Annotated in this window: 22 protein-coding genes and 1 tRNA gene; 12 read left to right on the top strand and 11 right to left on the bottom strand. The window is 68.6% G+C overall.

All coding sequences use genetic code 11. From position 1 onward, the window contains the following. Positions 1-117: 117 nt before the first annotated feature. Together RF701_RS02490 and RF701_RS02495 are read right to left on the bottom strand one after the other, a co-directional pair. Positions 118-2,175, bottom strand: a complete 2,058-nt coding sequence (locus tag RF701_RS02490; protein WP_308813984.1) for an NAD(+) synthase — start codon at positions 2,173-2,175, stop codon at positions 118-120. A gap of 142 nt (positions 2,176-2,317) precedes the next feature. Then, a complete protein-coding gene (locus tag RF701_RS02495; protein ID WP_308813985.1) occupies positions 2,318-3,310 on the bottom strand; it encodes an alpha/beta hydrolase in 993 nt (330 codons plus the stop codon). Positions 3,311-3,559: 249 nt separating this feature from the next. Between RF701_RS02495 and RF701_RS02500 the strand changes: the two genes are divergently transcribed. The 7 genes from RF701_RS02500 (at position 3,560) to RF701_RS02530 (ending at position 9,517) form a co-directional block, all read left to right on the top strand. Then, entirely contained in the window at positions 3,560-3,907 is a 348-nt protein-coding gene (locus tag RF701_RS02500; RefSeq protein ID WP_210358796.1) for an ArsC family reductase, read from the top strand. A 117-nt stretch (positions 3,908-4,024) separates the two neighbouring features. Further along, on the top strand, positions 4,025-4,459 hold the full coding sequence (locus RF701_RS02505) for a hypothetical protein (protein ID WP_308813986.1): 435 nt from the start codon (positions 4,025-4,027) through the stop codon (positions 4,457-4,459). A 25-nt stretch (positions 4,460-4,484) separates the two neighbouring features. Continuing rightward, positions 4,485-5,345: a 3-methyl-2-oxobutanoate hydroxymethyltransferase gene (gene panB / locus RF701_RS02510; RefSeq protein WP_210358797.1), complete on the top strand. Its 861-nt coding sequence runs from the start codon at positions 4,485-4,487 to the stop codon at positions 5,343-5,345. Between the two features lie 97 nt (positions 5,346-5,442). Then, positions 5,443-6,183, top strand: a complete 741-nt coding sequence (locus RF701_RS02515; protein ID WP_308813987.1) for a tetratricopeptide repeat protein — start codon at positions 5,443-5,445, stop codon at positions 6,181-6,183. Further along, positions 6,180-7,514, top strand: a complete 1,335-nt coding sequence (locus RF701_RS02520; RefSeq protein ID WP_203311453.1) for a PQQ-binding-like beta-propeller repeat protein — start codon at positions 6,180-6,182, stop codon at positions 7,512-7,514. Before RF701_RS02515 ends, RF701_RS02520 begins: the two co-directional genes overlap by 4 nt. A 117-nt stretch (positions 7,515-7,631) precedes the next feature. Continuing rightward, on the top strand, positions 7,632-9,005 hold the full coding sequence (der, locus tag RF701_RS02525) for a ribosome biogenesis GTPase Der (RefSeq protein ID WP_308813988.1): 1,374 nt from the start codon (positions 7,632-7,634) through the stop codon (positions 9,003-9,005). A gap of 110 nt (positions 9,006-9,115) precedes the next feature. Further along, a complete protein-coding gene (locus tag RF701_RS02530) occupies positions 9,116-9,517 on the top strand; it encodes an Hpt domain-containing protein (protein WP_246848330.1) in 402 nt (133 codons plus the stop codon). 138 nt (positions 9,518-9,655) lie between these two features. On the opposite strand, the gene purL is transcribed toward RF701_RS02530, so the two are convergent. From purL to map, 3 genes are read right to left on the bottom strand one after another with little or no spacing between them, the layout of a single operon-like run. Beyond that, positions 9,656-11,884: a phosphoribosylformylglycinamidine synthase subunit PurL gene (purL, locus tag RF701_RS02535; protein ID WP_308813989.1), complete on the bottom strand. Its 2,229-nt coding sequence runs from the start codon at positions 11,882-11,884 to the stop codon at positions 9,656-9,658. 36 nt (positions 11,885-11,920) lie between these two features. Beyond that, the gene (locus tag RF701_RS02540; protein WP_308813990.1) at positions 11,921-12,361 is read right to left on the bottom strand and encodes a DMT family transporter; all 441 of its coding nucleotides are present in this window, start codon (positions 12,359-12,361) and stop codon (positions 11,921-11,923) included. 8 nt (positions 12,362-12,369) lie between these two features. Then, positions 12,370-13,197: a type I methionyl aminopeptidase gene (gene map / locus RF701_RS02545; RefSeq protein ID WP_203311448.1), complete on the bottom strand. Its 828-nt coding sequence runs from the start codon at positions 13,195-13,197 to the stop codon at positions 12,370-12,372. A gap of 50 nt (positions 13,198-13,247) precedes the next feature. On the opposite strand from map, the gene RF701_RS02550 reads away from it, so the two are divergent. Continuing rightward, positions 13,248-14,006 carry a molybdopterin-binding protein gene (locus RF701_RS02550; RefSeq protein WP_203311447.1) on the top strand — a complete coding sequence of 253 codons (759 nt, stop codon included), beginning with the start codon at positions 13,248-13,250 and terminating at the stop codon, positions 14,004-14,006. A gap of 57 nt (positions 14,007-14,063) precedes the next feature. Here RF701_RS02550 and RF701_RS02555 read toward each other — a convergent pair whose 3' ends face one another. The 4 genes from RF701_RS02555 to RF701_RS02570 all read right to left on the bottom strand — a co-directional run bounded on the left by RF701_RS02555 (position 14,064) and on the right by RF701_RS02570 (position 17,687). Beyond that, positions 14,064-14,792 carry an SDR family oxidoreductase gene (locus tag RF701_RS02555; RefSeq protein WP_308813991.1) on the bottom strand — a complete coding sequence of 243 codons (729 nt, stop codon included), beginning with the start codon at positions 14,790-14,792 and terminating at the stop codon, positions 14,064-14,066. Positions 14,793-14,958: 166 nt separating this feature from the next. Further along, the gene (locus RF701_RS02560) at positions 14,959-15,225 is read right to left on the bottom strand and encodes a hypothetical protein (RefSeq protein ID WP_308813992.1); all 267 of its coding nucleotides are present in this window, start codon (positions 15,223-15,225) and stop codon (positions 14,959-14,961) included. 364 nt (positions 15,226-15,589) lie between these two features. Then, positions 15,590-15,895: a PilZ domain-containing protein gene (locus RF701_RS02565; protein WP_210358804.1), complete on the bottom strand. Its 306-nt coding sequence runs from the start codon at positions 15,893-15,895 to the stop codon at positions 15,590-15,592. Between the two features lie 7 nt (positions 15,896-15,902). Continuing rightward, a complete protein-coding gene (locus RF701_RS02570) occupies positions 15,903-17,687 on the bottom strand; it encodes a FecR family protein (RefSeq protein ID WP_308813993.1) in 1,785 nt (594 codons plus the stop codon). A gap of 164 nt (positions 17,688-17,851) precedes the next feature. On the opposite strand from RF701_RS02570, the gene RF701_RS02575 reads away from it, so the two are divergent. The 3 genes from RF701_RS02575 to RF701_RS02585 all read left to right on the top strand — a co-directional run bounded on the left by RF701_RS02575 (position 17,852) and on the right by RF701_RS02585 (position 22,118). Next, a complete protein-coding gene (locus tag RF701_RS02575; protein WP_308813994.1) occupies positions 17,852-19,504 on the top strand; it encodes a ShlB/FhaC/HecB family hemolysin secretion/activation protein in 1,653 nt (550 codons plus the stop codon). 3 nt (positions 19,505-19,507) lie between these two features. Then, on the top strand, positions 19,508-21,802 hold the full coding sequence (locus tag RF701_RS02580; RefSeq protein ID WP_308813995.1) for an EAL domain-containing protein: 2,295 nt from the start codon (positions 19,508-19,510) through the stop codon (positions 21,800-21,802). A 242-nt stretch (positions 21,803-22,044) separates the two neighbouring features. Further along, positions 22,045-22,118: transfer RNA gene (locus RF701_RS02585), tRNA-Gly, on the top strand. Between the two features lie 68 nt (positions 22,119-22,186). On the opposite strand, the gene RF701_RS02590 is transcribed toward RF701_RS02585, so the two are convergent. Together RF701_RS02590 and RF701_RS02595 are read right to left on the bottom strand one after the other, a co-directional pair. Continuing rightward, a complete protein-coding gene (locus RF701_RS02590) occupies positions 22,187-22,585 on the bottom strand; it encodes a glycine zipper 2TM domain-containing protein (protein WP_210358807.1) in 399 nt (132 codons plus the stop codon). Positions 22,586-22,653: 68 nt separating this feature from the next. Next, on the bottom strand, positions 22,654-23,487 hold the full coding sequence (locus RF701_RS02595) for an alpha/beta hydrolase (RefSeq protein WP_210358808.1): 834 nt from the start codon (positions 23,485-23,487) through the stop codon (positions 22,654-22,656). A 103-nt stretch (positions 23,488-23,590) separates the two neighbouring features. On the opposite strand from RF701_RS02595, the gene parC reads away from it, so the two are divergent. Next, positions 23,591-25,843 (top strand): DNA topoisomerase IV subunit A, encoded by a 2,253-nt coding sequence (gene parC / locus RF701_RS02600; RefSeq protein ID WP_308813996.1) that lies wholly within the window; start codon positions 23,591-23,593, stop codon positions 25,841-25,843. Positions 25,844-25,900 lie beyond the last annotated feature (57 nt).

The raw sequence follows: 25,900 nt of genomic DNA on the forward strand, positions 1-25,900 counted from the left end.
GGGTGTTGCCCATCCCGTCGCATAGCACGCCCGCCCTCGGCGCCTGGAGTATCGTGTCGCGACCGGCCGCCCGCATCGTTCCGGACGGCGTCGTGGCGCCGCGCTATCGCGCGCCGGTCAGGGGACGTTGGCTTGGAGTTCCGCCAACCATACCGCTGCCGTGCCGTCCGCGGGGGCGCGCCAGTCGCCGCGCGGACTGAGAGCGCCGCCCGCCGATACCTTGGGCCCGTTGGGAAGCGCGGACCGCTTGAATTGGCTGGTCTGGAAGAACCGGACGATGAAGCGCTCCAGCCAGTGCCTGATCGTCGGCAGATCATAGGCCGTCCGCGCGTCGGTAGGATAATCGGCCGGCCAAGCACCCGCCGAGGCGTCGCGCCAGGCGTGCCAGGCGAGGAACGCGATCTTCGACGGGGCGAGACCGTGGCGGATCACATAATGCGCGAAGAAGTCGTTGAGGGCGTAGGGACCGATCAGCTGTTCGGTCGACTGCATCGCGCCCGTGTCGGCGTCGGCGGGGACCAGTTCCGGCGAAATCTCCTGCGCCAGGATGTCGGCGAGGACACGATTGGTGGCGTCGTCATACTGGCCGGTGCGAATGCACCAGCGGATCAGGAACTGGATCAGCGTCTTGGGCACGCCGGCATTGACGGCATAATGGCTCATCTGGTCGCCGACGCCATAGGTGCACCAGCCGAGCGCGAGCTCGCTGAGGTCGCCCGTACCAAGCACCAGCCCGCCGCGCTGATTGGCGAGGCGGAAGAGATAGTCTGTGCGCAGGCCTGCCTGCACGTTCTCGAACGTCACGTCATAGACCGGCTCGCCGCGACCGAAGGGATGACCCATGTCCTCCAGCATCCGCTGCGCGGCGGGACGGATGTCGATCTCCTCCGCGCCCGTTCCGAGCGCGCGCATCAGCGCCCAGGCGTTGCCTTTCGTCGTGTCGCCGGTCGCGAAGCCGGGCAGGGTGAAGCCGAGAATGTCGGTTCGCGGCCGTCCCAGCCGGTCCATCGCCTTGGCCGCGACGATCAGCGCATGCGTCGAATCGAGTCCGCCGGAAACCCCGACCACCAGCGTTTTCGCGCGTGCCGCATCGAGCCGCTTGGCGAGCGCCTCCACCTGGATGTTGAACGCCTCGTAGCAATCCTCGTCGCGGCGGGCGGGGTCGTTGGGGACGAAGGGGAAGCGGCGGATGCGCCGCTCGAGCCCGATGTCGCCGGGCACGGGACGAAGGGCGAAGACGATGCGGCGGAACCGCGTCTCCGGATGCCCCGCGAGGATCGCCGCATCGTTGAACGTGCCGTTGCGAAGCCGCTCCTGCGCGAGCCGTTCCAGATCGACGTCCGCGACCGTGATGCCGCCGTCCCGCGCGAAGCGGTCGGATTGCGCGATGCGCTCGCCGAGTTCGTGGATCAGGCCCTGACCGTCCCAGGCGACATCGGTGGTGCTCTCCCCTGGCCCGGCGGCGCTGTAGACATAAGCGCACGACAGGCGCGCGGACTGAGCCGCCGCCAGAAGGTCGCGCTCGCGCGCCTTTCCGATGACGATATTGGAGGCCGAAAGGTTGCAGCAGACCAGGGCACCGGCGAGCGCGCCGACCGTGGAGGGCGGCGTGGGTGCCCAATAGTCCTCGCAGATCTCCGCATGGACGACGAAACCGGGCAGGTCATCGGCGGCGAAGAGCAGGTCGGTGCCGAAGGGCACGTCGGCGCCGCCGAGCCGGATCGAAAGGCCCGCCAGGCCCATGCCGCTCGCGAACCAGCGCTTCTCGTAATATTCCCGATAGTTCGGCAAAAACGTCTTCGGCACCACGCCCAGGATTGCGCCGCGCGCGACGGCGACGGCGCAATTGTAGAGCCGTCCCTCGCGCACCAGCGCGGCGCCGACCAGCATCAGGGGCGCAAGATCGCGTGTCGCCTCGGCGAAGGCGACGACCGCGGCGGCACTGGCTTGCTGCTGCGCGGTCTGGAGATGCAGATCGTCCAGGGCGTAGGATGTGAGATTGAGCTCGGGAAAGACGACGAGATCGACACCGCGCGCGTCCGCATCCCTCGCCAAAGCGACCGCCGCCGCCAGATTGGCCTCCACATCGCCGACGCTGGCGCGCGGCGTGGCGGCGGCGACCCGCGCGATGCCGTGGCGGTGGATCGAGGCGAAGGCGGCAGGGTCGGCGGTCATGGCGTTCCGATGCTAGGGGCGGGGAAAGCGTAGGGGTAGGGGGCGAGGGGATCAACTCGCGCCATGGGCGCCGGATTCTCGGCGATCAATCGCCCAACGGCCACTCTGCCGCCACATGCCGCCCGCCGCGCGGACCTGATGGTCATCCCCAGCACTTTGCAAGGAACCGGGATATCTCCCGGTCAAGGTCCTCGTCCTCCGGCGTGCTTCCGGTGAAACCGCCGTGCGGCATCGCCTCGAAAACGTGTAGATCGGCCGCCACGCCCGCATCGCGCAGGCGGCGATGCAGGCGCACCGTATTGGACAGGAACAGGTCGCGGGTGCCGGCTTGGAGCAGCGTCGGCGGAAACCCCATAAGATCGCCGAACAACGGCGACAATAAGGGGTCGGAGAGGTCGGCGGCGCCGGCATACAGCCGGTTGCTGGCCATCAGAGATCCCGGCAACACGACATCGATCAGGCGGTTGGTCTGGAAACTGTCGCCTGATTCGGTGAGGTCGACCTCCGGCGAAAGCAGGATCAACCCGGCGGGCATCGCAAGCCTCTCAACCTTCGCGCGCAGCATGAGGGCTGCGGCGAGGTTGCCGCCCGCGGATCGTCCGGAAACGACGATACGCGCCGGATCGTAGCGGGCGAGCAGATCGCGATAGGCGGAAACGGCATCGTCCAGCGCGGCCGGAAAGGGGTATTCGGGCGGCATCCGGTAATCGACGCCATGGCAGACCATGCCATGGCGATGCGCCATGCCGCGCGTCTGGATACGGCAGGCTTCACCGCCACCGAACACAAAGGCGCCGCCGTGGAAATCCAGCAATACCCGCTTGGGGTAGAGGGCCTCGTCGGGAGTGGCGACATGGATCGTCGCGCCGTCCGCCCGGATCGTCTCGACGCGGGCGCGCAGCGTAGCCGTCAGCGCATCGGTCGCGGCGGCATAATGCTGTTCCGCGATCGTCTTGAGCGCCATCCATCCGTCGTGATCGTTTGGGAGCGGCATCATATGGCGGGCGTTATGAGGCACACCATCCTCGCCGATCTGGCGCGCCAATGCGGCACGCGCCTGCTGACTGATCGACGCGGGAATGGGGATCCGTCGGGCGGGGACGGCGACGCCGCCCCTCTTGTCATGTTCATCCATAACGACCTCACCAATTATCGGTCGGCCACGGACTGTCGTTCAGGACAATCGATCGAACCGCCTGCGACGCCTAAAGCAGAGATGCTCCGCTACACTCCTGCCTTGCCCCGGCGGCGCGGGCGTGCGGCAAGAGGCCGCCCGTGCAGCGTCTGCGACCTGCCGCGTTCCGCTTTATCGGGGGAGACGATCGGCTGACGCGCCGCTTACGCTGCGATAGGGGCGGCGCCAACACGACCTTGGGGAAGTACGATGACGGTCACGCTCTACGGCATCAAGAACTGCGATACGATGAAGAAGGCGCGCGCCTGGCTGGACGCGCATGGGGTAGCCTACACTTTCCACGATTATAAGGCGAAGGGCGTTGCGGAGGCGCGCGTCCGCGGCTGGGTCGATCGGCTCGGCTGGGAGACGGTGCTGAACCGCGCGGGCACGACCTTCCGCAAGCTGCCCGACGCTGAAAAGGCCGCGATCGATGCGGAAAAGGCGGTCGCGTTGATGGTCGCCCAGCCTTCGATGATCAAGCGCCCCATTCTCGAGCATGGCGATACGCTCGCCGCCGGATTCACGCCGGAGCGATACAGCGGGATCTTGGGATAGGCCCCGACGCCGGGCTGGGCATCGAAGCGCCCCCCTTTGCGGCGAGGGCTTATCGCCTTCCACTTGCGTCGAGGCCGCCGATTGCGCACGTTCGACGGCAAAGGGGAGGGGGAAATGATGACGAACACGCCGCGGGTGCCGTTGTGGTTTCGGATCGTCACGCTGCTGCTCATCGCCTGGGGGCTCGTCGGCTGCTTTGCCTGCATACAGCAATTCCGGTTGGGCGCCGAGGCGATGGGGCCAGCGACGGAGTATCAGCGCGCGCTCTATGCGTCGCTTCCGATTTGGTACAATGCGGTCTACGCCGTCGCCACCGGGACCGCCCTGCTGGGGGCGTTCGCACTGCTGCTGCGATCGGTTCTCTCGATCCCGCTTTTCGCGATCTCGCTGGTCGCGGTGCTTATCCAGTTCGGATGGCTGTTCCTCGCCACCGACATCGTCGCCGTCCGCGGGGCGGGGCAGGTGATGCCATTCCCGGCGTTCATCGCCGGGGTCGCCGCGGCGAGTCTGTGGCTGGCGCGCCATGCCCGCGCCCGGGGCTGGATCGCGTGAGCGGGCGCGCCTAGAAGCCTCGCTCATGTCCACGACCTATACGCTCGACACCGCGACCAGCCGCGCCACGCCCACGCCCGTGCCGCTGAAGCGGCTGACCGTGCCGGCCATTCTCCGGCGCAAGGGTGGCGAGCCGCTGGTCATGCTGACCGCCTATACGGCGCGCACCGCGCAGCTGCTCGATCCCCATTGCGACATGCTGCTCGTCGGCGACAGCCTGGGTCAGGTTATCTATGGCCTGCCCTCGACGGTGCCGGTGACGCTCGAGTTGATGGCGGCTCACGGCGCGGCGGTGGTGCGCGGCAGCTACCACGCGCTCGTCGTCATCGACATGCCGTTCGGCAGCTACGAGACTTCGCCGGCGCATGCTTTCGACAGCGCGGCGCGGCTGATGAAGGAGACGGGCGCGGCCGCGGTCAAGCTGGAGGGCGGCGAGGCGATGGCACCGACCGTCCGCTTCCTCACCGAACGAGGCATCCCCGTATGCGGGCATGTCGGGCTGACACCGCAGGCGGTCAACGCGCTGGGCGGCTATGGCGCGCGCGGGCGCAGCACGGCGGAGGCGGCGAAGATCGTCGCCGACGGCAAGGCCATCGCCGACGCTGGCGCCTTCGCGCTGGTGATCGAGGGTGTGATGGAGCCGATCGCGATCGCCCTGACGCAGGCCGTCGCCTGCCCGACGATCGGCATCGGTGCGTCGGCGCACTGCGACGGACAGGTGCTGGTCGCCGAGGACATGCTCGGCATGTTCGAGCGCACGGCGAAATTCGTGAAGCGCTACGACGATATCGCCGGCCGCATTTCCGCCGCAGCCGAAGCCTATGCCGGCGAGGTGCGTGCACGGACCTTCCCGGGCGCGGAGCAGGTCTACGTGCCAAAGGAGTAAGCGTCGCGCAGCGATGCCGACCACCAGTCTTTCGTTTCGTTGCCGGCGCGGCTACAAGTCCGCGCTCTCCCCATTCCCCGCCTGACCGGAGCCCGTCTTGGCCCTGACCCCGAATACCAACGAAGCGTTCCTGCGTGAGGTCGACGACGAACTGCGTCGCGATCAGCTGCTCACCTTCTGGGAACGCTACGGTCGCGCGCTCATCGGCGCGGTCGTCGTCGGCCTCGCGCTGTTCGCGGGCTTTCTGTATTGGCAGCACCGCAAGACCGTGGCGGCGGGCGTCGCCGGCGAGCAATTGCAGATCGCCTACGATTCGCTTGCCGCACAGCAGCCTGCGAAGGCAGCGCCCGTGCTGGCGGACCTCGCCAAGTCGAACCGCCCCGGTTACAGCGCGCTGGCCCGTTTCACCGAGGCGGATATCCTGCTTCAGAAGAACGACCTGAAGGGCGCCGCCGCCAAGTTCGCCGCGATCGCGGCGGACACGCGCGTCGCGCAGCCGTTTCGCGACCTCGCGCTGGTCCGCCAGACCAGCGCGGAGTTCGACACGCTGAAGCCGCAGGTCGTGATCGAGCGGCTGCGTCCGCTCGCCGTCGCCGGCAACCCCTGGTTCGGCAGCGCGGGCGAAATGGTCGCGATGGCTTATCTCTCGAGCGGCCGGCGCGACCTCGCCGCGTCGCTGTTCAGCCAGATCGGGAAGGAAGACACCGTTCCCGAAACGCTCCGTCAACGCGCGGTTCAGATGGCCAGCGTATTGGGATCGGATGCATCCGCCGTTCCCGCCGCGGCGAACGTCCGCATCGTCAAGCCCGCGACCAGCAAGGAAGCCCAAGCGAAATGACACCTAAGTATCGGGCGTCCGTCGCGCTCGCCGCGCTGATGGCGCTGTCCGCCTGCGGCGTCTTCAAGGGCGGCGGGCCGAAGCGCACGCCGACGGTCGGCGAACGCGTGCCGATCCTCTCGTCGGAAAATGCGATCGAGCCCGACCGGTCGATCGCCGACATCCAGGTGCTGCTACCGGCGCCGGCCGCCAATGCGGATTGGCCGCAACCGGGCGGCAATCCCGCCCACTCGCTGGGCCAGCTGGTGCTCGCCGACAGCCCGACGCGCCAGTGGCAGGCGTCGATCAACGGCGGATCCAATCGCGAGCGGCTCGCCGCGGCGCCGGTAGTCGCGGACGGCAAGCTGTTCGTCGACGACGTCACCGCGACGGTCCACGCCCTGGCCGCCGACACGGGCAAGACGCTTTGGTCGACCAGCCTGACCGAGGGCAAGGTCAACCGCGCTGCGCGGTTCGGTGGCGGCGTCAGCTACGATTCGGGCAAGGTCTATGCCACCGACGGCCTGGGCGACGTCGTCGCGCTCAACGCCGCGGACGGCAAGGAAGTCTGGCGGAGCAAGCCGGGCGGCCCGCTGCGCGGCGCGCCCACCGTCGCCAACGGATCCGTCTACGTGCTCAGCCAGGACAACCAGATCTTTGCGCTCAGCGACGCCGACGGCAAGGTGCAATGGGTCCAGTCCGGCACGCTGGAAAGCCAGGGCGTCTTTGGCGTCGCGGCGCCCGCGTCGAGCCAGGGAACCGTCGTCGCCGGCTTCTCGAGCGGCGAGCTCAACGCCTATCGCTACGAGAACGGTCGCGTGCTCTGGGGCGATGCCCTGTCGCGCACGTCGATCACCACCTCGGTCTCCAGCCTGTCCGACGTCGACGCCAGCCCGGTCATCGACAACGGTCGCGTCTATGCCGTGGGCCAGGGGGGCCGCATGGTCGCGCTCGACCTGGCAACCGGCCAGCGGCTCTGGGAGCAGAATTTCGCCGGCATCTCCACGCCATGGATCGCGGGCGAGTGGCTGTTCGTCGTCACCGACGATGCGCGGCTGATCTGCCTCGCGCGCTCGAACGGCAAGGCGCGCTGGATCGCGCAGCTGCAGCGCTTCGCCAACGCCAAGAAGAACAAGGGCGCGCAGGTCACCTGGTTCGGCCCGGTGCTCGCAGGCAATAAGCTGGTGCTGACCAACTCGCTCGGCGATGTCGTCTTCGCCAATCCGAGCGACGGCAGCGTCACCGGGCAGATCGACGGCAAGAAAAAGGAGGGCTACGCCCTGCCGCCGATCGTCGTCAACGGCACGCTGTACACGCTCAACCAGCGGGGCCGGATCACCGCCTACAAGTGATCGCTGCCCGTCAGGGGTGACGACGGGACGTCGCTCGGCTAGGGGCGTGGTTTGAATGCCGCCCCCGACGCCTTGCGGGCCCGTTTCGGGTGGCGGCGGCTGCCCTAGGACTCTGTCATGTCTCGTCTTCCCAACGTCGCGATCGTCGGCCGACCCAATGTCGGCAAGTCGACGCTGTTCAACCGCCTCGTCGGCAAGAAGCTGGCGCTGGTCGACGATCGGCCCGGCGTGACGCGTGACCGGCGCGAGGGTGATGCGCATCTGCTCGGCCTCGACTTCCGTGTCATCGATACGGCTGGTTACGAGGACGAGGATCCGCAGACGCTGCCCGGCCGCATGCGGCGGCAGACCGAGGCGGCGGTCGCCGATGCGGATGTCGCGCTGTTCCTCGTCGATGCGCGCGCGGGAATCGTGCCGCTCGACGAGGAGATCGCGCGGTGGCTGCGCGGATCGACGACGCCGATCGTCCTCGTCGCCAACAAGGCGGAAGGCCGGGCGGGCGAGGCCGGTATCATCGAGGCGCTGAGCCTCGGCTTCGGCGATCCGGTGCAGATGTCCGCCGAGCATGGCGAGGGCATCGCCGACCTGTTCGAGGCGATCCTGCCGCATGTCGAGCGCGAGGACGACGAAGCGTTCGAGGATGAGGAGGACGAATCACCCTCCGCGCCTCTCAAGCTCGCGATCGTCGGCCGGCCGAACGCCGGCAAGTCGACATTGGTCAACCGCATTCTCGGCGAGGAGCGGCTGATCACGGGGCCGGAGGCTGGCATCACGCGTGATTCGATCGCGATCGACTGGATCTGGCACGACCGCGACGGCAATCCCCGTCAGGTACGGCTGATCGACACGGCGGGCATGCGCAAGCGAGCCAAGGTGCAGGACAAGCTCGAGAAGCTTTCGGTGGCGGACGCGTTGCGCGCGGTCGATTTCGCCGAGGTCGTGGTGCTGTTGCTCGACGCCACGCTCGGGCTGGAGGCGCAGGACCTGCGCATCGCGGACAAGGTGCTTGAGGAAGGGCGGGCGCTCATCATCGCGCTCAACAAATGGGACGTTGCCGAAAACGCCTCCTCGCTGTTCAACGGCGTCAAGAAGGCGTTGGAGGACGGCCTCAGCCAGGTGAAGGGCGTCACGCTGCTCACGGTGTCCGCCGCGACCGGCAAGGGGCTGGACGTGCTGATCCAGGCCGCGTTCGAGACCCGCGAGGCATGGTCCAAGCGCGTGCCCACCGGCGAGCTGAACCGCTGGTTCGAGCGCGCGATCGAGGCAAATCCGCCGCCCGCGCCCGGCGGCAAGCGGATCAAGATGCGCTACGTGACGCAGGTGAAGACGCGGCCGCCGAGCTTCGTGATCTTCGGCACCCGCGTCGACCAGCTCCCCGCCAGTTACGAGCGCTATCTGGTCAATTCGATGCGCAAGGAGCTCAATTTCGGCGCTGTGCCCGTCCGGCTGACGCTGCGCGCGCCGAAGAACCCGTTCGACCGCAAAGATTGAGCGACGACGGAAACGTCATGTTTACTACCGCTACGCTACATCCGCCGAAATGAGGGTGGGCCATCGCGGCCGCCCATGGGAGGTTCGCGGTGTCGTTCGAAGGCAGCACGTTGGTGGATTGGACCGTATTCGCGCGCGCGCGCAGCGAACTCGGTGCCGGTTTCGTGCGCATTCTCGGCTATTTTCGCGAGGATGGCGTCAAATCCGTGTCGGCGATCGAGCAGGCGATGCGCGCCAAGTCGGCCGCCGCGATGGTCATTCCCGCCCATACGCTGAAGGGCGAATCACGCCAATTCGGGGCTGAGCCGCTCGCGGTGCTGGCCGAGACGATCGAAGAGATCGCGCGCGATTGCGTCGAGAAGCACGACACGTGCGACGAGGCGCTGGAGCATGTCGTGCGGCTGCGTCCCCTGTTCGTCGAGACGCTGGCGCTTCTCGAGCGCGAGGCGAACCCGATCGTCCCGCGTCGTCCGCTCGCGGGCGCGGGCGGATTCGGCCGCAAGCTATCCTGACGTCTGCTGCGGGGGAACGCGCCCGCCGCGCGAACAGGGCCCGCCGGCCGCAAACGATCGGCCCCGCATAGCAAGACCTGATCGAGCGGCCGCGTCGCCGACAATGCAACGCGCCAATCCGCGGCCGCGTTATTCCGCTCAGGCCAGCGCCGCGTCGGTGCCCATCAGCGCCGGAAAGAAGGCCTCGTGCGCGCTGCGCAGGTCGGCGAGGCTGACCACGTCGTCGCGATCGGGCCGTTCGAAGATAAGCCGCTTGCCGCCGGTCCGACCGAGCGGCTCCGCCTCGACGCCGGCGGCATGCGCCTCGCTGAGGAAGTCGACGAGCGCATGGTCGTGCACGGTGACGACGTAGACGCCCTGGTCCTCCGCAAAGAAGGAACGGGCGCAGCCGAACGGCTGCTTGCGATCGATCATCGCGCCGACGTCGCCGGCCAGCGCCATCTCCGCGATCGTCACCGCGATGCCGCCGTCGGATACGTCATGGACGGCCGACAGATGCCCCTGCTCGATGCCGCGACGGATCAGGTCGCCGGTGCGGCGCTCCGCGTCGAGATCGACCGGCGGGGGCGGGCCGGCATCCTTCCCCTCGATGCCGTGGCATTCGCGCAGGTAAAGCGACTGACCGAGATGGCCGCCGCGCGTACCGACCGCGAGGATGACGTCGCCCGTCCCCTTGAACGCGATCGTCATGTTGCGCTGCCAGTCCGCCAACAGGCCGACGCCGCCGATCGCGGGGGTCGGCAGGATCGCCGAACCGCCGCCGGTCGCCTTCGATTCGTTGTAGAGGCTGACGTTGCCCGACACGATCGGGAAATCGAGCGTGCGGCACGCGTCGCTCATTCCCTGAAGACAGCCGACGATCTGGCCCATGATCTCGGGTCGCTGGGGATTGGCGAAGTTTAGGCAGTTGGTAACCGCGAGCGGCTTGGCGCCGACGCTCGTCAGGTTACGCCACGCTTCCGCAACCGCCTGGCGGCCACCCTGAACCGGGTCGGCGAAGCAATAACGCGGCGTGCAATCGGTGGTGATCGCCAGCGCCTTCTGCGTGTCGTGGACGCGCACGACCGCCGCATCGCCGCCGGGCCGCTGGACGGTGTCGGCGCCCACCATGTGGTCATATTGTTCCCAGATCCAGCGCCGGCTGGCGACGTCGGGCGAGCCGATCAGCGTCAGCAGGTCCTTGGCGATGTCACGGCTTTCGGGCAGCTCTGCGGGCATCGCGGGCGGCACGGTCGGCACGTGCGGGCGATCGTAGAGCGGTGCGTCGTCGGCGAGCGGTGCGAGCGGGATGTCGCATACGACTTCGCCATGATGCTTCAGCACCATGCGGCCCGTGTCCGTGACATGGCCGATCACGGCGAAGTCGAGTTCCCACTTGCGGAAGATCGCTTCCGCCTCCACCTCGCGGCCGGGCTTCAGCACCATGAGCATCCGCTCCTGGCTTTCCGACAGCATCATCTCGTACGCCGTCATGCCGGTTTCGCGCTGCGGCACATCGTCCATGATCAGCTCGATGCCGACGCCGCCCTTCGACGCCATCTCTACGCTGGACGAGGTGAGGCCGGCGGCGCCCATGTCCTGGATCGCGACGATCACGTCCGTCGCCATCAGCTCAAGGCACGCCTCGATCAGCAGCTTCTCGGTGAAGGGGTCGCCGACCTGGACGGTAGGGCGCTTCTCCTCCGCGTCCTCGCCGAAGTCGGCGGAGGCCATGGTGGCGCCATGGATGCCGTCGCGGCCGGTCTTCGATCCGACATAGACGATCGGATTGCCGATGCCACTGGCGGCGGAATAGAAGATCTTGTCGGTGTCGGCGACGCCGACCGTCATCGCATTGACCAGGATGTTGCCGTCATAGGCCGGGTGGAAATTCACCTCGCCGCCGACGGTCGGAACGCCGACGCAATTGCCGTAGCCGCCGATGCCATGGACGACGCCCGCGATCAGGTGGCGCATCCGGGGATGGTCCGGCCGGCCGAAGCGCAGCGCATTCATGTTCGCGACCGGCCGCGCCCCCATGGTGAACACGTCTCGCAGGATGCCGCCGACGCCGGTCGCCGCTCCTTGATAGGGTTCGATATATGACGGATGGTTGTGACTCTCCATCTTGAAGATCGCGGCCTGGCCGTCGCCGATGTCGATGACGCCCGCGTTCTCGCCGGGGCCGCAGATCACCTGCGGGCCCGTTGTCGGCAGCTTCTTCAGATGGATACGCGACGACTTGTACGAACAATGTTCGGACCACATCACCGAGAAGATGCCCAGTTCGACCAGATTGGGCTCACGGCCGAGCGCGTTCAGGACGCGCTGATATTCCTCGGGGGACAGGCCGTGTTCGGCGACGATCTCGGGCGTGATGGCGGTCATGGCCGCGCCCTTTAGGCGAGCGCGGCGGTTTCGTCACTAGCCGTGGCGCATCAGCACGACACCGCCGATGACGAGCGCGGCTCCGGCGAGGCGGGGCAGGGTGACGGGGTCGGTCTTCAGGCCCAGCAAGCCGAAATGATCGAGGATCAGCGCGGTCGCCAGCTGGCTGGCGATCGCGATCGTCAGCGCCGTGGCGAGACCGAGCCGTGGCGCCGCGAACGCCATGGCGGCGACGAAGCCGGCCCCATAGAATCCGCCGAGCCACGCCCAGCCCGGCGCGCCCTTCAGCATCGTCGGGGCGGTGCGGTCGAACGCGGCCCATGCCGCAGCGAGCGCGGCCGACCCGATGACGAAGGAGACGAGCGCGGCGAGGACGACCGACCCCGATGTCCTGGCCAGCGCGGCATTGGTCGGTGCCTGCGCAGCGATGCCGATACCGGCGAACAATACGGCGATCAGCGGAAGCAGGGCGGCCATGCCGCCTGTTACGCGTAAGGCGGCTGGGTGTATCCCTTCGGACTCAGCGTGAAGATCTCGCAGCCGGTTTCCGTGATGCCGATCGAGTGCTCGAATTGCGCCGAGAGCGAACGGTCGCGCGTCACGGCGGTCCAGCCGTCGTCGAGCAGCTTCACGTCGGGCCGGCCGATGTTGATCATCGGCTCGATCGTGAAGATCATGCCGGGCCTCAGCTCCGGACCCGTGCCCGGCTTGCCGACATGCACCACTTCCGGCGCGTCGTGAAACAGGCGGCCGAGACCATGCCCGCAGAAATCGCGCACGACGCCATAGCGATGCTTTTCGGCGTGGCGCTGGATCGCGTTGGCGACGTCGCCCATGTGGTTGCCGGGCCGTGCCTGTTCGATGCCGAGCATCAGGCATTCGTAGGTCACCTCGACCAGTCGCTTGGCCTTCAGCGGCACGTCGCCGATGAGGAACATGCGGCTGGTGTCGCCGTGCCAGCCGTCGACGATCGGCGTGACGTCGACGTTGACGATGTCGCCCGCCTTCAGCGTCTTTTCGGAAGGAATGCCATGGCAGACGACATGGTTGATCGAGATGCACGTCGAATGGGTATAGCCGCGATAGCCGAGCGTCGCGGGCACGCCGCCGTTCGCCGTGATGAAGTCGTAGATCAGCCGGTCGAGCTCCGCGGTCGACACGCCCGGCACCATGTGCGGCACGAGCATGTCGAGCGTCTCTGCGGCGAGGCGTCCCGCCTTGTGCATGCCGGCGAAGGCGGCGGGGCCATGCAGCTTGATGGCGCCGGTGCGCCCCTCCGGCGCGTCGGAGGTCACAGTCACATATTCGGTCATCAAGGCCATATAGCGTAGCGGGCGCGGCATTACGAGGCTATGGCAAGCGCATGGCAGACGAGCGCATCTGGACCGCCGCGCTGGTGGTGATCGGCGACGAAATCCTCTCCGGCCGGACGCAGGACAAGAATATCGCGCAACTCGCCGCCTGGCTCAACGTACAGGGCATCAGGCTGGCGGAGGTGCGCGTCGTCCCGGATCGCCAGGACGCGATCGTCGAGGCGGTGAACGTCCTGCGCGCCCGCAACGATTACCTGTTCACCACCGGCGGCATCGGGCCGACGCACGACGATATCACCGTCGATGCGATCGCCGCGGCGCTTGGCCTCCCGGTGGTTCACCATCCGGACGCGATGGCGACGCTGGAAGCCTATTACGCCAGCCGTGGTGGCCTGACCGAGGCGAGGGCGCGGATGGCGCGGGTGCCGGACGGCGCGAGCCTGATCCCGAACCGCGTGTCCGGCGCGCCGGGTATCCGCATCGGCAATATCTTCGTCATGGCGGGCGTGCCGCACATCACCGCGGGCATGCTCGATGCGCTGACCGGCACGCTGGAGGGCGGGCGCCCTGTCGTGTCGGGCACGATCGGGTGCTGGGTCGCCGAAAGCGAAGTCGCCGACCTTCTGCGTGACGCCGAGAGAACGCATGCGGGCGTCGCGATCGGCAGCTATCCCTTCTTCCGCGACGGCCGCACCGGCGCCAATTTCGTCGTGCGCAGCCCCGATCAGGCGCTGGTCGACCGCTGCCTCGCCGACCTTACGCGGGATCTGGAGGCGGACGGACGCGTCGTCGTCGCGGGCGGCATCTGACGCGAAAGGCCGTGGGCGACGGTCGCCGCCGTCCCGGCGCGGCCGTCTGTCGGCGCATCAGAAATGCGCCAGATAACCGCCATCGACGGCAAGGACCTGGCCGGTGACATAGGAGGACGCGGGCGAGGCGAAGAAGAGCGCGGCTCCGACGATCTCCTCCGGCCGGCCCCAGCGACCAAGCGACGTGCGCCGCGCAAGATGCTCCGCGACGGCCGGATCCCCGACCATCGCCGCATTGGCCTCGGTCGCGAAGAAGCCGGGCGCGATCGCATTGACGGTGATTCCGCGGGGGCCGAGTTCGGCGGCGAGCGCGCGGGTCAGCGCGTCGAGACCACCCTTGCTCATCGTATAGCCGGCGTCGCCCGATCGGGCGACCTGGCCCGCTATCGACGTCACGTTGATGATGCGCCCGCCTGCCGGCATGCGGGCGGCAAGCAGGCGGGCGAGCTCGAAGGGCGCCATCAGGTTCACCTCGAGCAGTCGCAGGACGGCTTCGCGATCCAGCTCGATCAAGGGGCGCCGATCCCTGTCGCCGGCGGCGTTGACGATGATGTCGGGGACGCGGCCGGCCAAGGCCTCTGCGACCGCCTGGGAATCACGCAGGTCGGCGATCACGGTCTGGGACGCGCCGCCGGCCCTGTCGATGTCGGCCCTGGTCGCGGCGATCCGGCCGATGTCCCGGCCAAGCAAGAGCACGGTGGCGCCGGCCGCCGCGATTCCCTTCGCGATTTCACGTCCCAGCCCGCCGCCGGCTCCCGTAACGAGCGCTGTCTTTCCGTTGAGCATAGGCTAGGCCAATAGCCGCTTCCGACACGAATTGCAGGGGCGGCTCAGGCCGAAACCGCCCGCAGGCAGGGCGGGATCAGGGGCGGTTCGTCTCCCAGGCGATCGTCAATCACGCGCCCTGCCCATCCGTCAGTCGCACCGCCGGTCCGCCGCGCCCGTCAGACGGCTATCGTTCGGGTCGGGCGAGCCAACGCTTCACGGCGATCGCCACCATTGCGGCCATGGTTCCGATGAGGCATCCGACCGCGATCGGGATGGGTAGCATCGCCGCCATGACGGCGAACATGCCCGCTTGCCGCCACGAAGCGATGAGCCAAGGCTGCATGGACAGGACTTGCAGGCCGTACGATAGCAGGAACGGAAGGCGCAGAGTCGGCGCCTTTGACGACAAGCCTGCAACGCCGATCCACAGCGCAGTGATCAGCGCCGTCATTGGTATCAGCAACAGGCCCGAAACATCCATGCGCCATGCTAGTCGCAACTTCGCCGCATTCCAGCGCGGATGGCGAGCGCCCGGTCTCCACAATTCTGGAAGGCTGGTTCGTGTCCAGCGATTGCAGCAGCAAAATCAGTCTTCCGGTGTACCGGAGCGGACTGCGGGCTGGGGGGGGAACTGCTTCCACGGCCTGTGCCTGGTTGCCGGATGCCGATGTCTTCCATCGGTCCGAAGCGTCCAGCCAGGCGATCGATCATGCCGTCCTTGCTGGGCGCGGCTCCCGACGACCCGACAGGATCACCGAAACGCCACCGTCATGGCCGGCGCCCGCCCGCACGGCGTCAAGCCGCGCGGGCGAGGTTCAGGACTTGATCGCCGCCGCGACCTGTTCGGGCGACAGCGCCGCCTTGAACTCCAGGCCCGAGCAGCCAGCGTCCGTCCATCTGACCGTTGCTTCATGCGCCTCGCCGTTCAGATTGACATAGGCATCGGTGCCGAGCGGCTGGGCGGCGCCGGTGTGGACCCGCGAACCCGCCGCCGAAAGGTCGAGCAGATGCGCCCGCACCGGTACATCGGCGACGACCAGTTCGGTCGGGATGAAGACCTTGGCGCGGCGGGTCCTGCGCTTGTCGCCCGCGGTGCCGACGGTGGTCTCACGATCGTCCATCTTCGCTTCACCCCTTTCCCTTCGTGAGGGCATCCAGAGCGGCCTTCGCAGCGTCGTCCGCTTTCTTGGCGGCATCCTGCACGGCCTTGGCGGCGGCCTTGGCCGCATCGTCGGCCTGCTTCGCCGCATCCTTCGCCGCCTTGGCGGCCGCCTTGGCCGCGTCGTCGGCCGCTTTCTGGGCGGCCTGGGCGGCATCCGCCTGCTGCTTGGCGAGCTTGTCCGCGGCCTCCGCCGCCTGCTTGGCGGCATCCTTGGCGGCCTTTTCCGCCTCCTTCGATGCCTTGTCCTGCGCGGCCTTGTCGGCAGCAGCGGCGGCCTGCGCGGCATCCTGCGCCGCCTTTGCCGCCGCCTGATCCGACGCCGCCTTGGCCGCGTCCTTCGCCTGCTTGTCGGCCGCTGCCTGCGCGGCGTCGGCGGCCTTGCGATTGGCGGCAGCCGCCGCATCCGCCGCCGCCTGTGCGGCCGCAGCGGCGGCCGCGCGCGCGGCGTCGTCCGCGTTCGACTGTGCCGCCGCAGCGGCTGCGTCCTGCGCCGCCTTGGCCGCGCGCGCCGCATCGGCGTCGGCCTGTGCCTGAGCGGCCGCCTTGGCGGCGGCGTCGGCCTGCGCACTGGCGGCGGCGGCCGCGTCGGTTGCCGCTTTCCTGGCGGCAGCGTCGGCCTGCGCCGCGGCGGCGGCCTTGGCCGCGTCGCTCTTCGCCTGATCGGCCGCGGCCTGGGCAGCGGCGTCGTTCGCCCGCTGCGCGGCGTCGGCGGCATCCTGGCGTGCCCGCTCCGCCGCGGCTTGCGCGTCGGTCGCGGCGGCGGCGGTCTCGGCCTGCTTGGCGGCGGCGGCGCTCGCCTTCTGCTCTTCGGCCGCGGCGACCGCCGTTGTCTGCAGCACATGGACGGCCTTCGCGGCGCTGATCGTCCCTTCCGAAGCGATCTTCGTTGCGGAGGCGACCGCCGCTATCTCCGCTCCACCACCGATACTACCCGAAACCAGCCCGCCGGTCGTCGACGCGAGCGATACCGGCGCTTCGTAGATGGCGGCCTTGATCACCCCCGCCGATACCGGGGAAGTCGGCGGCAGCACCGCCGGCGTCGTGGCGATAGCGGGGGTGGCGGTGGCAGCGGGAGCAGCGCCGGCAGGCTGGGCGCCGCCGGCCTCGGGGGCGGCGGCATTCGTCGCGGCCGGCGCGACGAGCGTTGGCCCCGCGGTGCTGCCCGTTGCCGGACGCGACGGCGATTCGATCGTCCGGCGCACGCCTCCGGCCTCGATCTGCAGCCGATAGATGTTGCTCGCGCCGACGACGGCCACGGCGCCTGGCCGCAGCATGTCATGGGCGCCTCCGTCTCCGGTGGCGACGTCCACCGCGCCTTCGAGCACCTGGACCGAGGAGCCCTGCGGGGTGACGCCGATGCTGAACGTCGTGCCCTTCACCACGGCGGCGAGATAGGGGGTCTTAACCTCGAAATGCGGCGTCAGCTTCTTCTTGATCATGAAGACGACGTTGCCGAAATCCTGCACGATCCGGGTGAAGCCGGTCGGCTGCGCCTCGGCAGGCAGCCGCAGCTGCGAGGCGGGCGCGACCATCATGAACTCGCTGCCCCGGACGAGCACGGCCCGCGCGCCCGATCCGGTGGTGACCGTGTCGCCGGCGACGACGGCATTGCCGCGGGTAGCGACCTTGGTCAGCCCGGCATGGGCGATTTGGACCGGGCCGCTCGCCTCGCTGATCGTCCAGCCGCGCTCTTGCGCCATGGCCATGGTCGAACAGCCGGTGGCCAGTATCGCCAGCGCGCGCTTCACCATCAAAAACCCCTTTCGCCGCGGAAAACGACCGCAATTCGAACCGATTTGAGGCCGATGGCTTATTTTCGGGTTCAGCAATCGGGTTAATGCCGTCTCAAGCCTGGCATAACCTTTTGCAAACGCTTGGCCTTTAGGCGCTCCTTCGTTCACCAAAGAGGAAGTCGATGCGCCGAAACCATGTCCTGGCGATAATTGCCGCCGGCGCCTTGCCCCTAGCAACCCCCGCCATCGCGCAGGTACGGCTCGACCGGGCCGACCCGACGATCGCCGAACAGACGCTGCCCAGGCCGACGGTCGCCGCCGAAGGGCAGCCGGCGACCGTCGTCGCCGCGCCGGCGACTCTCGCGCGCGAGACGAAGGTGGTCCTGCCGACCCCGCGCGCGATCATCGTCGTCGGCAACGCGAAGGTGCCGACCGAAGCCTTCGCCCCGGCGCTGGCACCCTTCCTCGGCCGGACATTGGACGGCGCAGACCTGTCGCGGCTCGCCGGCGCCATTGCCGCAATCGCCCGACAGCGCGGCTATCCCTTCGCCAGCGCCACGGTCGAGCCCCAGTCGACCGCGGACGGCGTGCTGCGCGTGACGCTGGACGAGGGACGGATTTCCGCGGTCCGCGTCATCGGCGCGAGCAACCCGCTTGCCGACCGGCTTTTGAGCCGCGCGCTGGTGACCGACGGGCCCGTCCGCCAGGCGACGCTGGAGCGGGCGATCCTGGAGGTCGGCGACATCGCCGGGGTCACCGTCACCGACAGCCGCTACGTGCGCGAGAACGGTTTCGGCATCCTGCTCGTCACGATCGCGCAGGACCGGGCAACCGCCTATGCGCAGATCGACAATCGCGGCTCGCGAGAGATCGGCCCGCTGCGGGCGACGATGCTGGCGAGCCTGCGCGGGGTCGCGCAATCGGGCGACGACCTGCGCCTGGTCGCCGCCACCACGCCGCTCGCGCCCCATGAATTCGCTTTTCTCCGCGCCGCTTATGCTGCGCCCGTCGACCTCGACGGTGGCCTGGTCACGGTGTCCGCGTCGGTCGGGCGCGCCAATCCCGGCGGCTGGTTGAAGCCGCTCGACATTGTCGGCAACAGCGTCGACGCCGCCGTCGCCTATGCGACGCCGCTGGTCCGCAGCCGGGCGCGCAGCATATGGGCCAGCGTCGAATTGCGCGCTTTGCGCACCGACCAGACGCTGCTTGGTGGCCGCCTTCGGGATGACCGCATCGCCACCGCGACGGCGTCGTTGAACGGCACGTCGCGGCTCGGGCCGGGGACGCTGAGCGGCGAGGCGGCGATGGTGGTCGGCCTGCCGCTGGCCGGGGTCACGCATCAGGGCGATCCCTATGCATCGCGGCCCGACGGGGATGCTCGCTTCGTCAGCTGGGGCTATACGGTGGGATGGACCGCGCCGCTCGCCGGCCCGCTCTCGCTCGCGCTCGCCTCCGCCGGACAACTGGCGTCGCGGCCGCTGCTGGCCACGGCACAGCTGGGGATCGGCGGCCCGGCCTTCGGTCGCGCCTATGATTATGCTGAGCGGACCGGGGACCGCGGTGTCGTGGGTTCGGCGGAACTGCGCGCCAGCCTCGGCCGGATCGCCAGCCTTGTCGACCGCACGTCGCTCTACGGGTTCGTCGATGGCGGGTATGTCGACATGCTGCACGGCGGCGGGGGCGGCGGCGCGCTGGCGTCGAGCGGTGCGGGCGCGCGGCTCGGCCGCGGTGCGCTGGACGGCATGGTCGAGATCGCCTTTCCGCTGAACGCCGATCGGTATGACACGGGATCGCGTGCCCCGCGACTGTCGTTCCGGCTGGCGCGGAGCTTCTGAACCATGCAGCGCTCCGTCCGCGCCTCGACCTGGATCATCGCGGCGCTGGTCCTCGCGCTTGGCGTGGCGATGATGGCCAGCGCCACCGGCGACGCGCTCGACCGGGCGCTGATGCCATGGCGCTTCGCCGTCATCGACCGGGTGGCGAGCGGGCGCATCGTGGTGGTCGAGATGGACGCGGAAAGCGCCGCGGCGATCCAGCGCTGGCCCTGGTCGCGAACCCATTATGCCGCCGTCGTCGACCGGCTGCGGCGGGCGGGCGCGGCGTCCATCGTATTCGACGTCGACGTATCCTCTCCCTCCGACGCGGAGGGCGACAAGGCTTTCGCCGCCTCGATCGCGCGTGCGCCGGGACTGGTCGTACTGCCGACCTTCGCCCAGGCCGCGGCGAGCGATGACCGGCGGACGATCGATGCCCTGCCGATCCCGATCCTGCGCGGCCATGCCGCGCTCGGCTCCGTCAGCATTCGCCCGAGCCGCGACGGACAGGTGCGCGAGATGCCGCTGGCGACGGTGACGGCGGGTCAGCCGCGACCGTCGCTGTCGGCGTTCATCGCCGCGCGCTCGGGCACCGTCGACCAGCAGTTCCCGATCGACATGTCGATCGATCCGGCGACGATCCCGCGGCTGAGCTTCGTCGCGGTGCGCGACGGCCGGTTCGACCCTGCCGCCGTGCGTGGACGCAACGTACTGATCGGGGCGACCGCGATCGAGATGGGCGATCGCTACGGTACCGCGCGCTGGGGCGTCATTCCCGGTGTCGTCGTGCAGGCGCTCGCCGCGGAGACGCTGTTGCGCGGCGTCCCGGTCTATGGATCGCATGTGGCAATGCTGGTGCTGGCGGTTCTGGTCACGGCCGTGATGCTGCGCATACGCAGCTACGCCGCCAGCGTCGCGTTCGGCACGGCGGCGGCGGCGGCGATCGTCGCGGCTGTGCTCCTTGCGCAATATCAGGCGCTCCTCGTGCTGCCGCTGGCGACGGCGCTCGCGATCATCGTGGCGACCGGCGCCGGCACCGGCGTGCGCGAGGTGGTGCGCCGTTTCCGGGCGCAGCGCTTGGTCGACGAGGTGACAGGGTTGCCCAATGCGCGCGCGCTGCTGCGCCAGGACGCGCGCGACGGCGCCGTTACGCTCGCGGTTGCGCAGATCGGCAATTTCGACACGCTGCGCGCCGTGCTCGGCGTACGGGGCAGCGCCGACGCGATCGTCCGGCTCGGCGAGCGCATCGCGCTGACGGCGGCGGGGCAGGCGGTCTTTCGCACCGCCGAGCATCAGCTCGCCTTCGTACCGGGCGATGGCCTGGCGATCGACGATGCGATGTATGCACTGCGCGCGCTGCTGCTGCAGCCCGTTGAAGTCGGCGGCCGACGGGTCGACGTGGCATTGACCATCGGGCTCGCGACAGGGCCGTGGCAGGACGTGGAGCGGCTGGTCGCAGAAGCGACGCTCGCCGCGGAGGAGGCGCGAACCGGCGACGGTTTCTGGCGAGTCGCGGCGGCCGATCTTGCCGACCTAGACCGATCGATCTCGCTGATGGGCGAACTCGACGAGGCGATCGCCAATGGCCAGATACAGGTCTTCTACCAGCCGAAATTTCATTGCCGCACGCAGCGGATCGCCAGCGTCGAGGCGCTGGTCCGCTGGCGTCATCCGGTCCGTGGCTTCATCCGGCCCGACCTGTTCATCCCGATCGCGGAGAAAGCCAACCGCATCGCGCCGCTTACGCTGCACGTACTTGCGCAGGTTCTCAGCGACCTGGGGGGCTGGCAGGCGGCGCATCCCGGCGTCACCGCCGCGGTCAACATATCGGCCAAACTGCTCGCCGACGGGCCATTCAACGCGATGGCGGAGCGGCTCGTGACGGAGGCGCGCGTCCTTGCTGGCTCGATCATGTTCGAGGTGACCGAATCGGCCGCCATGTCGGATGCGGACGCGTCGATAGCGGCGCTGCACCGCTATCGGGCGCTCGGGATCGGCATCTCGATGGACGATTACGGCACCGGCCAGTCGACCCTGACCTATCTGCGCCAGCTGCCGCTGAGCGAGCTCAAGATCGACCGCAGCTTCGTCCAGCATGCGCATCGCGACCATGACGACGCCGTCCTCGTGCGCTCGACGATCGAACTTGGCCACCAACTCGGCCTCAAGGTCGTGGCCGAGGGCGTCGAGGACGAGGCCTGCCTCGCATTCTTGCGCGAGGCGGGCTGCGACCTGGTCCAGGGCTATCTGATCAGCCGGCCGGTGCCGCTGACGGACCTGCTCGCGCTGCTCGCCGAGGAACGGCGGCGCGCCGCCTGAACGCGGCTCCCACGCTTCTGCGCGGCACGCGCGGCACCTTCGCGACCAGGCTGTTAAAGCGCGAGCGGCCTGATCGACGGAGAGGTCGCCGGCATCTCGGGTTGGTGGTGAGGCGCGGTTCGCCGGACCCAATGATCGACGTTGACGACCACGCGGGGAGTGTGGCACTTGCCCGTCCCATCGAACGCGGGCGTGTACGCCGGAAGCTCGCGGGCGACCATATCGACGCCAGTCGTCGATTTGCGGGTGTAGCTCAATGGTAGAGCAGAAGCTTCCCAAGCTTACGACGAGGGTTCGATTCCCTTCACCCGCTCCATACCCGGCCTGGCTCAGCCACGCGACGGCTTCGGCCGGCGCTCGGTAGCGCCGACCGATCTGGCAGAGTCAGCGGCAGCGCACGTTGTTGCGATCGATCGCCTGGCCGGCAATCGCGCCGCCTGCCGCGCCGAGCAACGTGCCCAACGTCTGCGATCCCCCCGCGGTAAGCGCCGCGCCCAAGGCGCCGCCGGCCACGCCACCCACGATCAGTCCAGTCGTGCCGTCGCTGCGGCGGCAATAGTAACGCCCGTCCTGGCCGGCGTAGACGCGGTCGCTGGCGCGCAGGCGCCGTTCGCGATATCGTTGATTGTCGACGTAATAGCGGTCCGCATAATAGCCGCCATAGGACGGATCCGGTCTGTTCCAGTCATAGGCGTAGCGGGGGCCACCGTAACCGCTGTCATAGGTGGAGCAGCCCGACGCAAGCGTCGCGGCACCGATCAGTGCGAGGGTGATTGCACGCATCCCGACCTCCCTTGGTTGTGAAGCGGATCAATCGCGCGGGGGCGACAAAGGTTGCGCGGCGGCCAGTCTCATCCGCCGGAGGAATCGCGCGACAGCGCGGCGGCGACCAGCCGCCGGGCCATCGTCCAGGCGGCGGTGCCGGGGGTGATGAGTTCGACATGCCCCGTCGCGGGAACCGTGTGCAATGCAACGGCGTCGCCCGCCGCTTCGGCCGCGGCGCTATAGTCCGTCGCGAAGCGGTAGGGGATGATCCGATCTTCGCGTCCATTGACCAGCTGTTGCCGGACGCCGAGCGGCAGGAGCGGCGGGATCGACGTGTCGGTGAAACGATTGGCACGATCCGTCCCGATCAGACGGTCGATGACCGCCGTGCCGCAGCCATTGTCGGGGCTGGCCGCCACGGCTTCCAGATCGGGCAGGGCGCCGAGCGCGATCACCTCCGGTACGCCGAGCGCGTCCGCCGTGAACAATGCGCTTGCTGCGGGAATGCGCCCGCGTGCGGCGAGCCATAGCGCCAGGTGCCCGCCCGCAGAATGTCCCACCGCGACAAGGCGCGACGTGTCCAGTCGCCACTCGGCCGCCGACGCGCGAAGATGGTCCGTCGCGGCCGCGACGTCGCGGAACGTGCCCGGATAACCGCCGCCCGGCCGGTCGACGCCGCGATAGTCGATATTCCACACGGCAAAGCCCGCCGCGCGCAGGTCGTCCGCCGCCCAGTCCATCAGCCGCCGATCGGCGATCGCCGTCTGCCAGCAGCCGCCGTGCACCATCAGCACGACCGGATGCGGTCCGTCCCCCGCCGGCCGCCACAGGTCGATGCGATGCATCGCGTCCTCGCCATAAACGATCGTCGCGTCGCAGGCGGGGCGGGGGCGGCTGGTCAGGTCATCCCAGGTGAGCATCCGCCAGCTCTAGGATAGCCGGCGCCGTCACGCAAAGCGGCGTCTCAGAGCGGTGACGCACGACGCTTTGACGCCCGCTCCGCACCTGCTAATCGTTCCCGTTATGGCCACCGATTTCCAGGAGCCGCCGATAGGCGTGCTCGACGCGCCCTTCGACAGTGCCTTGTCCGAACGCTACCTCGTCTACGCATTGTCGACGATCACCGCGCGTTCGCTGCCCGACGTGCGCGACGGCCTGAAGCCCGTGCACCGTCGCCTGCTTTGGGCAATGCGTCTGCTCCGTCTCGATCCCGCGGCGGGTTACAAGAAATGCGCGCGTGTCGTCGGCGACGTGATCGGCAAATATCATCCCCACGGCGACCAGTCGGTCTACGACGCCATGGTCCGCCTCGCGCAGGATTTCGCTTTGCGCTACCCGCTCGTCGACGGGCAGGGCAATTTCGGCAACATCGACGGCGATAACGCCGCCGCCTATCGCTACACCGAGGCGCGGCTGACGCAGGTCGCGATCGACCTGATGGAGGGGCTGGACGAAGACGCCGTCGCCTACCGTCCGACCTACAATGGGGAGGAGCAGGAGCCAGAGCTGTTCCCCGGCCTGTTTCCAAACCTCCTCGCCAACGGCGCCGCCGGCATCGCGGTCGGCATGGCAACCAACATCCCCCCGCACAATGCCGCCGAATTGCTGGATGCAGCGATCATGCTCGTCGACCGTCCGGATGCCACGGACGCGATGGTGCTGGAGCATGTGAAGGGACCCGATTTCCCGACCGGCGGCCTAGTCGTCGATCCGCAGGCGGTGATCGCCGAAAGCTACGCCACGGGGCGCGGCTCGTTCCGCATCCGCGCGCGGTGGGAGATCGAGCGCGAGAAGGGCGGCGGTTGGCAGGCGGTCGTCACAGAGATTCCCTACGGCGTCCAGAAGGGGAAGCTGATCGAGCAGATCGCCGCCCTCATCAACGAACGCAAGCTGCCGATCCTCGCGGACGTTCGCGACGAATCGGACGCGGTCGTCCGCATCGTGCTGGAGCCGCGCAGCCGCACCGTCGATCCGCAGGTCCTGATGGACGGCCTGTTCCGCTTCTCGGATCTGGAGACGCGTTTCGGCCTCAACCTCAACGTCCTCGATCACGATCGGACGCCGCGCGTCATGTCGCTGCGCGAGGCGCTGAAGGCCTGGGTCGACCATCAGTTCGTCGTCCTTCGGCGCCGTACCGAGCATCGCCTCGCCAAGATCGCGGACCGGATCGAACTGCTGGACGGCTATCTCGTCGCCTATCTCAATCTCGACCGCGTGATCGAGATCATCCGGACGGAGGATGAGCCCAAGCAGGTGATGATGGCCGAGTTCGGGCTGACCGACCGGCAGGCGGAAGCGATCCTGAACATGCGGCTGCGCTCGCTGCGCCGGCTGGAGGAATTCGAGATCCGGGGCGAACGCGGCAAGCTCGACAAGGAACAGGCCGAGCTGACGACGCTGCTCGGCTCGGAAGCGCGGCAGCGCACGCGTCTGAAGCGCGACCTCGGCCGGATCCGCGAGCGCTACGGTCCCGAAACCGCGCTCGGCAAGCGGCGTACCGCGATCGAGGAGGCAGGGCCGACGCGCGACATCCCGCTGGAGGCGATGATCGAGCGCGAGCCGATCACCGTCATCCTGTCGCAGCGCGGCTGGATCCGCGCGATGAAGGGCCATGGCGATCTCGCCTCGGCGGAGACGCTCAAGTTCAAGGAGGGCGATGGCCCCGCCTTCGCCTTTCATGCGCAGACCACCGACAAGTTGCTGCTCGCGGCGGAGAACGGGCGTTTCTACACGCTTGCCGCCGACAAGCTGCCGGGCGGACGCGGGTTCGGCGAACCGGTTCGCGCGATGATCGACCTCGATGGATCGGTCGGCGTCGCCGCCTTCCTCAATGCCCGCGCGCAGGAGCGGTTGTTGATCGCGGCCAGCGACGGACGCGGTTTCATCGTTCCGGTGGCGGACACGATCGCGGAGACACGCAAGGGCAAGACGGTGATGACCCCGCGCGCCGGCGCCAAGCTGATCGTGGTGCGCCCGGTCGCCGCGGACGCGGATTATGTCGCCGCCGTGGGTGACAACCGCAAGTTCCTGGTCTTCCCGATCAAGGAGCTGCCGGTGATGAGCCGCGGGCAGGGGGTCCAGATCCAGCGGTTCCGCGAGGGAAGCCTGTCGGATGCCACGACCTTCGTGTTCGCGCAGGGACTGAGCTGGCCGATGGGGGGCGAGACGGGCCGTATCCGTACGGAAGCAGATTTGTCGCTGTGGCGCACCGCGCGTGGTGCGGCCGGGCGTACGCCGCCGACGGGCTTCCCGCGCGACAATCGCTTCTGGGGCTGATCGCGCCCGTATGGCGAGCGCTTTTCGCGGGCGGCCTTCAGCGCGTCTTAACGATCG

The organism is Sphingomonas sp. GV3, from assembly GCF_031082075.1.
Classification (GTDB): Bacteria; Pseudomonadota; Alphaproteobacteria; order Sphingomonadales; family Sphingomonadaceae; genus Sphingomonas; species Sphingomonas beigongshangi.